The organism is Methylobacterium sp. 142-1Y (assembly GCF_057747795.1).
This window is the reverse complement of sequence record NZ_JBYLEN010000002.1, coordinates 720,020-733,407: the sequence shown is the minus strand read 5'-3', so window position 1 is coordinate 733,407 and position 13,388 is coordinate 720,020. Positions and strand designations below refer to the sequence as shown.

4 protein-coding genes are annotated in these 13,388 nt (G+C 69.3%); all 4 read left to right on the top strand.

Annotation, left to right across the window (positions count from 1 at the left end; translation table 11 throughout):
- Positions 1–677: 677 nt before the first annotated feature.
- The 4 genes from AC3AOF_RS33280 (at position 678) to AC3AOF_RS33265 (ending at position 13,388) form a co-directional block, all read left to right on the top strand.
- Positions 678–3,389, top strand: a complete 2,712-nt coding sequence (locus AC3AOF_RS33280; protein ID WP_488349271.1) for a RyR domain-containing protein — start codon at positions 678–680, stop codon at positions 3,387–3,389.
- Between the two features lie 205 nt (positions 3,390–3,594).
- Complete coding sequence (locus AC3AOF_RS33275; protein ID WP_488349270.1) at positions 3,595–9,681, top strand: SIR2 family protein; 6,087 nt, start codon at positions 3,595–3,597, stop codon at positions 9,679–9,681.
- Positions 9,682–10,227: 546 nt separating this feature from the next.
- Complete coding sequence (locus AC3AOF_RS33270; RefSeq protein ID WP_488349269.1) at positions 10,228–12,267, top strand: LodA/GoxA family CTQ-dependent oxidase; 2,040 nt, start codon at positions 10,228–10,230, stop codon at positions 12,265–12,267.
- On the top strand, positions 12,252–13,388 hold the full coding sequence (locus AC3AOF_RS33265; protein WP_488349268.1) for an NAD(P)/FAD-dependent oxidoreductase: 1,137 nt from the start codon (positions 12,252–12,254) through the stop codon (positions 13,386–13,388). The genes AC3AOF_RS33270 and AC3AOF_RS33265 overlap by 16 nt, the downstream gene beginning before the upstream one ends.

Genomic DNA, 13,388 nt, shown 5'->3' with positions numbered 1-13,388 from the left:
AGGTCGAGGCCAGCGCTACAGCCGATATGATCGTATGAATGCGTAATATATTACGCAAATACCGTCGAATCCGAGAATTTCTAGATTTTATATTATCGAACGATATCATGTTTCGTCCTCCCGCATGGCGTGAACATGTTTTTTATGTGTGATATTTATGAATAAAAACTCGAATTTTCACCAGTGAAAAAATAGAATGAATTTCTAGATGCATGTTACGCGGCGTTCTAGTGTCCGGCAAGCGGCAATGGCACCCATCTATGGCGCCGACGATTTGCGCAACGGCCGAGAGCCGGGCGGCAATGCCAGCCGTGCCGCCGGCCGGGTCGCATCCGGGCCTGAAGGGCGCGACCCTGGCTCGTCCGGGCGCCGGAGGCGCGCTCAACCGCCGCGGCAGCGCCGCCTCGCCAATATTCGTGGACCAATCATATTTTCAATTCGGTCCATGCATGATTGAATTACTTGTCTTTTTTTGAAATATAACAAAGAGATGTTTGTTTTATCACTTCCAAGTCATCGTAATGTAAAAAGTAACGGATGAATATTTTGTTATATTAAAAGAAGATTATATTAGACGTTCAAAAAATTATCTTGCGCCGGCAAATTTGATGATATTTATTAGTGGACTGATGTGCCGTGCGAGCACGTCTGCGCAGCATTGATCTCCAGGATGCCACATGGCCGGATCTGGCGAGGCGACGAGGATTCTCGTCGCGGGGGACATCGTCGACACGCAGCATCTCTACGAGACGGCGTGGTCGGGCCAGGGGCTCGTCGGGGCGCGCGCCGCCGAGTGCGTCGAGGAACCGGGCGGCGCCGAAGGGCTCCGAAAGCTTCTGCTGGCTGCCGTTCGGCAGCCCGATCGAAGCCTCGGTTACGAGGTGGACGCCGCGGAGACCCCGCGCCCGACGGGGTCGGTGCGCAGGACCCGGCGCCTCGTCGGCGCCTGGGCGCCGACACCCACCGCGACCGGGAGCAAGGAGCGGGTCTGGCGCGCCAGGCTGCGCCACGAGGCCGTCCTCAAGGGAGGCGACGAACCCGGCATCGGCGACGATCGCGGCCACGACCGGCCGCCCGATGCCGAGGTGGTCAAGACCCGGGCTCCCGCCGTCGTCGCGATCGACGATGCGAATCTCGGGTTTCGCAACCACGCGAAGCCGCGCTCCTGGTTTTCCGAGGGGGCTCCCCGCTGGATCGTGCTCAGGACCGTGGCGCCCCTTGCCCGCAACAATCTCTGGCAGGACCTGATCTGGGGCGACCGGGCGGGCCGCAGCGCGGACGGCCTGCTGCGCGAGGACCTGATCTGCGTCGTGTCGGCCGACGACCTGCGGCAGGAGCAGCAGAGCTCCATCAGCCGCGGGCTGTCGTGGGAGCGCACGCTCTCCGACCTGCACGCCGTGCTGTCGCAGGACCCGATCCTGGTGTCCCTGGCCCGCTGCCGCTACCTGGTCGTGTGCTTCTCCGCCGACGCGGCCCTCGTGATCGCGCGGTCGCCCGACGGGCGGAGGACGGCGACGCTCGTGTTCGACCCGGTGGGCATCGAAGGGGACTGGTCGTCGGAGCGCGAGGGCGAGGTGCCGGGTCAGCTCACCTGCATGGCGGCCGCGGTGACCCTGTGGGCCGCGGCCGACGCGGCCGCCGCCGAGGGGGCCGCGTCCGACCCGCTCGCCCGGTACGTCGAGGCGGGATTGCACGCGGTGCGCGACCTCGTCCACGCCGGGCACGGGGCCGTGACGCCGGGCCTGACGCCGGACGGCTTTCCCTTCGAGCGCCTCGCGGAGCTGCTGACGACGACGGAGACGACGAAGCACGGGAGCCAGGGGGCGCCCGCCGCGACGCTCGCCCACGTCGTGCTGCCCTGGCCGGACACGGGGCGCTTCGCACCGGGCTGGAGCCTCCTGCTCTCGTCGCAGACTCCGCCGGAGCAGGAAGAGCCGCCCTCCGTGCTCGGCCTCGCGCGGCTCCTCGTGACGCACGGCCCGGATCTGGCGCTCGCCGGGCAGCCCCGGGCGGTCTTCGGCAACCTGACGGCGTTGGACTGGCGCGAGATCGAATCCTTGCGCGGCATCCGCCGGCTGATGTCGCGGTTCGAGGCCGATCCGAAGCCGGACCGGCCGCTCTGCATCGGCATCTTCGGTCCCCCGGGGGCCGGCAAATCCTTCGGCGTGAAGGAGATCGCGAAGAAGATCCTCGGCGAGCGGGGGTGGATCACCTGCAACCTGTCCCAGATCGAGGACGCCGCCGACCTCGCCGGCCCCTTCCACCAGGCCCGCGACCTCGTGCTGAGCGGGATCACGCCGGTGGTCTTCCTGGACGAGTTCGACGCCAACGAGCTGCGCTGGCTGCAGCACCTCATCGCGCCGATGCAGGACGGCGTCTTCCAGGACGGCCATCGCAGCCACGCGGTCGGCAAGGTCGTGCTCGTCTTCGCCGGCGGCACGAGCCCGTCCTTCCGGCTGTTCAGCGAGGGCCGCAGCGTCGACACGGACAAGACGTTCAAGGCACGCAAGGGCCCCGACTTCGTGAGCCGGCTCGATGCCACTCTCGACGTGATGGGCCCGAACCCGCGCGAGGATAACGAGGACGACCGGACCTTCCCCCTCCGGCGCGCCCAGCTCCTGCGCCACTTCCTGGCCCCGTCATCGACCGCAACCCTCGACATTGACGCGGACCTGCTGACGGCCCTGCTGCTGGCTCCCCGCTACCGGCACGGCTCCCGGTCGCTGGAGAAGCTCGCCAAGGCGCTGAGGGGCCGACCCGGGGAGCCGATCCGGTGCTCCGCCCTGCCCCCGCCCGAGATCCTGGATCTGTCGGTCGACCGCGCGGCGTTCGAGGCGATCCTGGGGCGGAACGCGGCCTTCCGTGCCGCCGACGCGGTCACCCGCCAGGCCCGCCACATCCACGAGGCCTATCTGGCCCGCGCGGCGAGCGAGATCGCGAAGGCCGGCGAGGGGGAGCGATGGGACGCGGAGCGGAACTGGGCGGTCTCGCCCGAGATCCAATGCGCGTTCGACGACCTGCCCGCCTCCGTGCAGGAGGACAACGCCGCGGCGGCGCGGCGCACCATCGACGTGCTGGCGCTGATCGGCATGGGCGTGACCAAGCGGGGGCGCGAACGGCTCGAGCGCGTCGTGGGCGCCGAGGAGTTCAAGGCCCAGGTCGAGCATCACATGGAGCGGCTGGCGGAGGCCGAGCACGACGGGTGGATGGCCCACCGCCGCGCCCATGGCTGGGTCCGGGGGCCGACGCGCGACTACACCCTGAAGACGCATGACTGCCTCAAGCCCTACCAGGAATTGTCCGAGCACTACAAGGCACGGGACAGGATGATGGTGCTCGGCTTCCGCGACCGGATCGTGCGGGCCGGCTTCCACGTCGTGTGGCTCTGAATCCCCGGCCGGGTGGAGGTTGCCCGGCAGGAGCCGGCCCGGAGCATTGTCTGCGACGACCTTGAGATCGGGTCGTCTCAGACAATACAACAAAAACAAAGACCAAGAGCAGCGTCCGATTGCCATGCGAAAAGGTGGTGGTCGAGGCGCGGGAGGCAACGTAGACCCGGCATCTCGTCCGGCCGGTCGTCGCCGATGGAGCGCCATGATGGTGGGCAAGACGAGGAACGATTCCGCCTGGCACGCGCTGGATCGCTGGCCTTACGTTCCCCACTACCTGCAATCGACGCTGGACCACGAGCTGATCGCGCGGCACGGCGAGATGATCCTGTTCCGGGCCTTGAACATCGGCAGGGTGGTGGCCTTCGTCGGCTCGGGCGTCTCGATGAGCTACGGTCGGCTGAGCTGGAGCGGTCTGGTCCGGTCGCTGGTCGAGCACGGCCTGGCCGAACGGGACACGAACGGGACGGCAGGCGAGACGGAGGCGGCCGGGCGCCTGCGCACGATCCTGCGGGAACTCGACATCCTGCAGCGCTCGGCCAGCAGCGACCTGCAGAGCGGGCGCTATCCGGCCGCGTTCCAGTTCTGCGAGCAGCTCGAGATCGCCAAGGATGGGGCGGCGGGCCGCGAGAAGTTCCGCCGGAAGGTCAAGCAGCTGCTCTTCGACGATACCGGGCATGCGACGCTCCTCATCGAGAAGCTGATGGACGACCTGGGCGCAAAGGCCCGGTCGCGGGACACCGCCGAGTCGCGGGAGGCCGCGATCGAGAGCTTCTTCTGGAATGACGATCAGCCGGATCGCGGGCTGCCGACGCGCGACCGCCTCTCCGCGCGGCCGCGATCGTCGTACCGGGACTGGCACCGCGACCTCGCGATCGAGCAGGTGAGCCGGGACGGCGACGAGGGGCGGGCGGAAAGCCTGCGGCGCGGGGACGATCGGTTCGATCTGAGGCTCCCCGAAGCGGCGGCGCGTCTCTACGGGACGTTGGCAGCCGGCCGGCCCGCGACCGGGAGGCTGCCGACCTACCGCTTCCTGGTCACGGCGCTGGCACGCCTGAAGTCCGATTTCGATTCGAAGCCCCGGGCCGTGATCGACGGCCTGAGGGCAGAAGCGTCCGAGAAAGGCGAACCGGAGTTGCGGACGCAATCCGTGCCGCCCGAGCGGGATCCGCTGGCGATCATCGCCGACAAGCTCCGGATCCGCCGGTTCATCACCACCAACTTCGACCTCGACATCGAGCAGCTGATCGCCCATCGCGGCTTCACGCGGGAACGCGACCAGGGCGCCGCTGCGCCGGGCCAGGAACCGGCGCTCTACGAGACGACCAATCCGTTCGGCGCGACCGCGGCCGACACGGTGTTCCGGACGGAACGGGCCGCCGACCTGATCAACTTCACGGTCGACGACGCGACCAACGCGTTCAGCCTGATCCATCTCCACGGACGGGCCGCCGAGGGCGACGAACTGGTCGTCACGGAGCGCGACTACCTCGACCTCTACCTCCGGCGCGGGAAGGAGGGCGAGGTGGTGGCGGACGCCCTCGACATCGGCTTCGGGTCCAACCCGCTGTTGTTCGTCGGCAACGGCATGGGCGAGGACGACATCCTGCGTCCCCTGCGCCAGTTCGTCTCCGAGCGGTCGAGCAGCACCGATCGCCAGGTGGTCGCGCTGTTGCCGGCGATGAACAGCAAGGCCCGGCAGATCGAGGAGGTCATCGCGATCTACAGCCGCTACGGCGCCCACACGGTGCATTTCGGCTTCGCCGAGATCGAGCGGCCACCCAGCAAGCAGCCGGTCACGGTCCGCTGGCTCCAGCTGACCATCTCCATGGCGCACGGCCTCAAGCCGTTCTTCACCACCTTGGCGGCATGGCTGGAGGTGAAAAGAGAACGCCGCAAACGGAGGTTGCGAGAGAAAAAACTGCAAGAAATCCTCCGAAAGAAGGTGGAAAATCACGAAAAAATCGACCATGAATCGATCAATATCAAATTAAAAATCAAACATAAAAAGAAAGACGAAATAAATAAGAGCTCAAATTTTGACGACCAATATCGTAATTTCATCGCGAGCCTGCAATCGGCAGCGGCTGGAAAAAACAAGGACGAAATAAATCACTGGTTCGATCTTCTCGTCGACCCGTTCGGAGAGGGCGTGTCGTTCCATCGGGTGATCGCGATCGACGGCGTCGCCCAGCCCGCCCCGGATTGCGGCCACGCAGCGGACGACGCTCTCTCGTCCCGCGTCGAGCAGGACGTGCTGATCGCCGCCTGGACGACGCTGCGCGAGATCCTGAAGCGTGTGACGGGTGACGGCAACGCGTCGTTGGCACCTGCGCTGCCCGGCGAAACCGCGAGGTGTATCGACGCGGCCACCAACGACGCGCGGACACGCGACGCGCTGCATCGCGTCGCGCTCGCCTACGCGGCGGCGCTCGACGGGATTCCCGATGCGCTGGTGAGTCTCAGCCTCTGCGCCAAGCTCAACGCGCTCCATCGCGGCTGGATGGATTGGAAGGAGGCGTGGCACGCCTTGCCGACGCCGCGTCTGCTGGGAGGCCCCTACACGCCGTCCGCGGCGGGCACGAGCCATGCGTGGTCGCTCTACGAGTGGCACCCGGTCGCCCTGCGGCAGCACCCGGCCTCCCGGCCGGACTATCGGCGCGAGCCCGCACCGGAGAGCGACCGCTTCTTCGCCGGCGGTCCCTCGCAGATGTTCGAAACCCTGTTCGGCGCCTTGCGGGCGGCCCGGGACGACGAGGCTTCGGCCCTGAGCCGGAACCGTCGCGCCGCGGGACGCCGCCTCTTCCTCTTCCTCGGCACGCGCGGGGTCGGCAAGGGCCACTTCTTCGAGGCACTCCGGGCGCCCGGGCGGCTCGCGGAATTCCAGAGGGCATCCTGGCCCCGGGGAGAGGCGCCGCGATACGACGCCGTGCTGATGATCAACCTGAGCTTCTCGACCGAGGTCATGTCGGCCTTCGACCGGCTCTGCAACGTGCTCGACTTCTGCGCCAAGCGCGTCTTCGAGGAGAAGCCGGAGGTGGCGGCGCGCATCCACGAGGCGGGTTGCTCCCTGTCGCGCGACCGCATCGGCCGCCTGACCCGGGTGCTGGAACTGTACGACGAGTTCCACCGCGATGCCTCGGGCCGCGTGCTCGTGGCCATCAACGCCTTCCACGTCCTGTTCAACCAGGGCGGCCTGCCGAAGAACGGCCAGGCCGCCCGCCTGCTGGAGGCTCTCCTGTCGCGCCGGTCCGCCCGTGCGCCGATCGACCTCCTGCTGGTCTGCAGCGGGCGCGGGTTCCCGAAGATGTTCCGGCAGAAGAACGACGACGACCCGCGGCCGTTCTGCGCCGTCGAGCCGATCGCGCTGGAGCACCTCGTCCGCCCCGGGATCAGCGAGCGGGGCCGCCGCACCCTGGACGCGACGGTGGTGGAGCACAGGGTGCTGATCGACAGCGGCCCGACGGTGTCGGGGCGGGCACGCCGGAAGGTCGCGTCCCGGTTCGACGCGTTCGCGGAGAGGCCCGCCGCGTTCTTCCACGTCCTGCACCGGGCGCGGGCATCGCTGATCATCGCCGCCTACTTTCCCCTGACGGCCCTGGCATTGGCCATGAACCCCGGATGCCTGGCGGAGGGACGGGCGCCGCCGCGCTCGAACCCCATCATGGTTCCTGGCTTCAGGGACCGCCGACGGGTTCATCAGGCCATGATGGAGAGTGTCGAGAGCTGGACGGCGGAACAGAGAAACGGAGATCCGACCTCCGCGCAAAACGCGCAAAAGATGAGGCGCACCATTCCGCGGCTCATGATTTACCTGGCGCAGTACGCCGTTGCCGGAGATGATTGGTCTCCCGCAAATGTGTCTGATTACGTGCTATCAAAATTCAAAGAAGAAGAAATTTCCGCCGAAAACAAAAGGGGGGCCAAAAAGTTAGAGGATGATCTCGATAGCGATTTCAAGCATCTGTTCGACCTGTTCAGTCACAGTCGCCTCGCATTGTCCCTGGCCTGCTGCGCGGCCACGGAGGCGGCCTGGGATCAGGATGGCGACGGCGGCCGGTTCCGGCCGGCCCGGATCGTCGGCTGGTTCCAGGATGCCGCGCGCCAGCTTCTCGGGACGCCGCCGCAGCCGCGTGTCGAGCAGACGATCGGCTACGTGCTGCGATTCTATCGCAGCCGGCACGATGCGGCGATGCCGCTGCCCGCGCATTGCGGGATCGCGGCGGCCCTGAGGGCCTGCATCGGCGCCGAGGAACCGAGCGAGGGCTACGCCGCGCGCCTGGAGGCGCGGCTGCGCGGCCCCGGCGGCTGGGAGCTGCAGCAATTGCTCCTGTGGCATCTCGGCGTCTGCAATCACCCGGTCGAAGCCGACGTGCTGGCTGCGGCCCCGAAGATCGAGGAGGCGCTCGCGCGCTTCAAACCGGATGGATCGAAGGATCCAAGCTCGAAGGATTCAAGCCCGAAGGATCCAAGCCCGGATGCATGGTCGCGGCACAAGATCGCCCTGGTCAAGGCCGCCCTCGATCTCCTGGTGCATCGATGCCTGGTCTTCCGGCTGCGACCGGCCGTCGTCGATTCCGCGGACGCGTTCGTGATCGTCGACGGGCAGGAGGAGATCGCAGGGACCGATCCGGCGACGACGACGGTTGGGCCGGCGGGGACCGAGGGGGACTGGCGCTACGCGCTGCACCGCCTGGTGCAGCGGTCGATCTACCTCCAGCTCCACGCACCCTCGGTCGAGTTCCCGGATGTCGACCCCTACTCGCTGTCGGTCTACGGCACCCTGCCGAACGACCTGCCCCGGCCACGCGCCGAGGCGGTGGCGGATCTCGAGACGCTCGTCTCGACCTGGACGGGCTTCCCGAACGCCGTCGCAACCATCAACCAGCCCAACGCCTACCACGCCGCGCAAGGGAAGGCCCGCGACGCCCGGGAGGAGGCCCGCAGGGCCCAAGACGAGATCCGCAAGGCCCGCGAGGAGGCCCGGGACCCGGATCCCGCGAGCCTGCCCCCGGGCGGCTGCGACCGAGCCGCGCGCGCGGCCCGGACGCTCCCGGCCCGCATGCTCCGGGCTGCCTACGGGGTGATCCGCTCGGTCTACTCCGTCGGCGTCGTGTCGCGGTTCAACGACTTCACCGACCGGACCGGCCCGCCGGTCCCGACATCGGGATACATGGAACAGCATCGCCTGCAGATCCGCTGGCTGATCAAGGAAGCGGTCGACCTGTCGGGCTACGCGCCGGCCCGCAGCGCAACCGGCGCGGGCGAACCCGCCTCCGTCCGGGCGGGCGACGGCGCTGCGCCCGACCCCATCCCCCCGGTCCACTCGGGCGAGAACCACCGCGAGGAGACCCGACGCTCCGACCCCATGCCGTTCTACGCCGAGGAGATCGTCTGGCTCTACAACGAGTGCGGCCTGCTGAGCCTGATCGAGGGCCGCCTCAACGACGCGAATGCGCTGTTCGACCGCGCCCTGGCGGCGGCGGCGCGGATCGAGCCGGAGGCCGAGCGCAGCCCGCTGCGCACGCGCGTGCGGCTCAACAAGGCGGTGGTCGACCTGGAACGCGGGCGGATCGCGGTCGCGCGGCACCAGCTCGGCCTCATCGTCCAGCGCACCGACGAGCACCCGGCGATCCGGCTGATCGCGGAGGGCTACACAGGGGTCTGCGCGCACGTCAACGGAGACTTCTCGACCGCGAAGGCCCGGTACGGCGCCGTGATCGATGCGCTGCGCGACAGGGGCGACGCCCGCGGCGTGGCGATCTTCTCGCGCCACCTCGCCGATCTCCACCGGGCCTCCGGCGCCGCCGGCGCCGCGGAGGCCTACGCGGCGGTCGACCAGTCCATCGCCCACGCCCAGCGCAGCGGCCACGAGGATGTCCGGCAGCTCGCCCGGCTCGCCCGTGCCCGCATCGACATCAGCCAGTTGCCCACGACCCTGCGCGCCGACGGCATCCAGCGAGATCTCGACGACATCGAGCACTACGCCGAGGTGATGGGCATGCCCCGACTGGTCTGCGAGGTCGCCTTCGCGCGCGCCACCTTCCTGCTGGCCATCGGCGAGACCCGTCACGCCACGACGCTGGCGAGCCGCTGCCTTCAGGTCGCCACGATGTGCGACCTGAAGCTGAGGCAGGTGTCAGGCCTGGCGCTCCTCGCCCGCATCTACGAGAAGCGGGGGCATGCCGTGGCTGCCGGCGCGCTTTTCGCCCTGGCGCAAACCTTCGCCAACCTGTGCGATTACCGTAGCGCCGCCTTCATGATTTCGGACCACCGCGGGGTCGTGACCTGATGCGGGAGTATCGCCGCGGCATCGATGCGCCCGTATTGTCTGATCGTCTCCTGAATATCGAAATTCATGTGGGGCGGACAACCATTGCCGATGAGAGCGACGTGGACGCGTCGCGAGCGCCTGCTTCCGAGACACGGCGATTCGCCGGTCCCGTCCAAGCTCGGATCGTCTACGAAAGGCCCGACGATCGAAGTCGTTTCGGGGCGACAGCTCATTCCCTGTTGCGTACCATGAGAAATTGTGTTCATCTTCACAGGAAGTTGCGCACTGCTGAGCAATAGTAGATCTTGAGTGGATCCTGGCAGAATTTTCGCGATCGATGTGAAGTGATCGATGCCAAGCAAACATCGCGTCGTCCGTTCGTCGCCATGGCTCGGCATAAGGGGTTCCAAAGCTTTCCTGATCGGGCACGGCGCCGATCTCCTCGTCCTCGCCATCGTCCATGGGCGGGAGGTCCGTCCCGGCTCCATGCAGGATGCGCCACCCTGAACGACAACGCTCCACGACAATGCTCGACGACAATGCTCTCTTGGGACGGGAGGTCCGATGATGGAACCGAGCGCGGAGACGGGAATGGACGGCGGCACCGTCGGCGGCGCGGGCGGGGCCGGCCGGCCCGATGCGGCGGCCGGTTCGCCGCGAGAGCAAGACGCGACGACCCGAGACACGACGATCGTGCGCGCGGCGATCCATCCCGGGATCGGCATTGCCCGGATCGGCGACAGCCGCGACGGCTGGTTCGTCGGGCCCGAGGTGGTCGAGCCGGAGCCGCAGCCGCCGTGCTTCTCCCGCGACGGGGCCGGCGACCTGAAGCGCCAGGCGGCGCGGTTCCGCGTCTACGGCTACAATGCGGCCGGCGAGGTCGTCCGCGAGCTGACGGCGGAGGACGCGGAGATCCGCTGGACGGTCCATCTCGCGAACGCGAAGGCGGCCTGGTACCGCTTCCTCATGGCCCTCGACATCCCGGAGGCCGCGGGCCTGAGGCCGCCGCGGCGCAATGCCGGGGTGCCGGTGCCGGAGCGCGGCGCCCTGGTGATCGATCCCGGCCCGCGCTCGATCGCCGGTATCGACGTGACGGGCGGTGCGGATCACGCCTTCGACACCGGCACCTTCGGGACGACCTCCGTCGACCTCGGCGAGCTGCGCACCGACGAGGCCGGCCGCCTGCTCGTGCTCGGGGGCCGCGGGCGCTCGGCCTCGCCCTCCGGCGCGCCGATCTTCACGCCCGGCGACGGCGGCAGCTTCGCGAATGCCGACGGCTGGTTCGACGACATCGCCGACGGTCCGGTCACCGCCGAGGTGCATGTCGACGGCCGCGCCGTCCCGACGACCGGCGCCTGGGTCGCGGTCGCGCCGCCGAACTACGCGCCCGACGTGATCGGCTGGCGGACCCTCTACGACCTGCTGGTGGAAACCTACATCGAGGCCGGCCTGCTGCCGCAGCCCGCGACCGTGTCCTTCCGCGACGACGTGCTGCCGCTGCTGCGGCGCCTCACCGGGCTGCAATGGGTCAACAAGGGCTTCGCCGAGTTGTTCGGCAAGGGCGCCCCTTGGGACTTCTCCGACGACGCCCTCATCGCCAAGCTCGCCGCCAAGCCGCTCCGGCCGGGCGGGCAGGACGTCTACGGCGAGTTGCGCCGGCTGGTCCTCAATGCCTTCCGGCCGAGCGACACGCAGGCCGACGAGCCGCGGCTCTGGCCCTGGATCTACGGCGACGCGATCGATTTCCCGCGCCGGCAGACCCCGCGCAACGACGTCGCCCTCAGCCCGCTCCAGACCACGATCCTGACACGCTGGGTCGCGGGCGACTTCGAAAGCGACGTCGCGCCCGTCGCGCCGCCCCGCACCCTCGCGCAGGTGCCGCTGGCCGCCCAGCCCGCCATGCTCGACCGGGCCGCCCTGCATTTCTGCCTCGCCGACGCCTTCCATCCCGGCTGCGAGCTGACCTGGCCGATGCGCCATGCCAGCCTGTACGAGGCCCCGTTCCGCATCCGCCACCGGCCGGCCTCCGCTCCGGAGCCCGATTACGGGGACGTGCTGACGCCCGAGATCGCGCTCGGTCCGGACGGGCCCCTGCAGGCCCAGGGCCCCGGCGGCCTGACCCGCTGGATGGCGGTTCCCTGGCAGGCCGACACGGTGTCTTGCCTGTCCGGCTACGAGGATGAGTACGACCCCTTCCTGCCGACCTTCTGGCCCGCGCGCGTGCCGAACCACGTGCTCGCCCAAGCCGATTACGACATCGTCATGGATGCGTCCCGGCCGCGGGAGGAGCGGATCGCCGCCTATCGGAACCGCCAGGACTGGTTCCGCGGCTTCCCGAGGCAGGCCGTCCCGCGCATGACCGAGATGGTCGAGGTCTTCGCCAAGCTCGGCATCGTCGAGACGCGGAACGGTATCGCGAACGACCCCGATTTCCCCGCCACCATGCTGGTCGAGACGAAGCGGCATCCGCCCCTCGACGCTCCCCGGGCGGCCGGGCTCGCGCCGGCCGGGGCCGCGCCGCCCTCGCCCGGCCGCGGCCAGATCGCCGATTGGGAGCCCGAGGAGCGGGAGGCATTCCGCGGGGCGATATGGCCGCGCTCGTGACCGGGGGCGGGGTCGCCTTGGACGAGGGCGCCTTGGACGAGGGCGAATGGGACGCGATCGTCGTCGGGGCGGGGCCGGCCGGCTCGACCGCGGCGCACGGTCTCGCGCGGGGCGGCTGGCGGGTGCTCCTGCTCGACCGTCCCGCATCCGGCCCGACGATCGGCGAGGCGTTGCCGGGAGCCGCGGGCCGCCTGCTCGCCGCCTGCGGCCTGCCGCTTCCGAGTCCCGCCGGCGGCCACCGGCCGCTGGCCGGGACGCTCTCGGCCTGGGGCTCCGACGCGCTCGAGGCGACGGACTTCCTGCGCGATCCCGACGGGCCGGGCTGGCTGCTCGATCGCGCCCGCTTCGATGCCGACCTCCGCGCCGCCGCGCGGGAGGCCGGCGCCGTCCTGCACCCCGCGCGCCTGCGCGCCGTCGAGCGCCGGGACGGGGTCTGGCGCGTGAGCACCGATGACGGCGCGGTCCTCGGCGCGGCGTGGCTCGTCGATGCGACCGGACGGTCGGCCGCCTTGGCCCGCCGCCTCGGCGCCCGGCGGCGGCGCGACGACGCGCAGATCGCGGTGTTCGGCATCGGAGCGGGCGAGGGCGCGACCCACCTCGCGCGGACGCTGGTGGAGGCACGGCCGGAGGGCTGGTGGTACGCGGCGCGCCTGCCCGCGGGCGGCCTGCTCGCCTCGTGCCAGGTCGAGGCCGCCGATGCGAGGCGGATGCTGCGATCACCCCGTCTCTGGCGCGAGGCCCTCGCGGCGACGCGCCATCTCGGCCCGGCCCTGGCGGACGTCGCCTTTCCCGACCGGCTTCGCGCCGTCGAAGCCGGATCGGCCTGGTCGAGCCGCCTCTGCGGCGAGCGCTGGATCGCCTGCGGCGACGCCGCCCTCGCCTTCGATCCGATCTCGGGCCAGGGCCTGTTCTCGGCCCTGCACGGGGGGATGCTCGCGGCGCGGGCCTTGCTCGCCCCCGGGGCGGGAGACGCGGCGACGCTGCGGGCCTATGTCGACCGCCACGCGACGATCCGCGCCGCCTACCGCCAGCGGCTCGGCCTCGCCCATGACGCGGAGCGGCGCTGGCCCGACGCGCCCTACTGGGCCCGCCGGACCGGCCGCGAGGGGCGTGCCGCCTGA

What these genes read in the sequence shown, in the direction of transcription:
- AC3AOF_RS33280 (WP_488349271.1), top strand. Translation starts at nt 678, where the DNA reads ATGGCCGGATCTGGCGAGGCGACGAGGATTCTCGTCGCGGGGGACATC.
- AC3AOF_RS33275 (WP_488349270.1), top strand. Translation starts at nt 3,595, where the DNA reads ATGATGGTGGGCAAGACGAGGAACGATTCCGCCTGGCACGCGCTGGAT.
- AC3AOF_RS33265 (WP_488349268.1), top strand. Translation starts at nt 12,252, where the DNA reads ATGGCCGCGCTCGTGACCGGGGGCGGGGTCGCCTTGGACGAGGGCGCC.
- AC3AOF_RS33270 (WP_488349269.1), top strand. Translation starts at nt 10,228, where the DNA reads ATGATGGAACCGAGCGCGGAGACGGGAATGGACGGCGGCACCGTCGGC.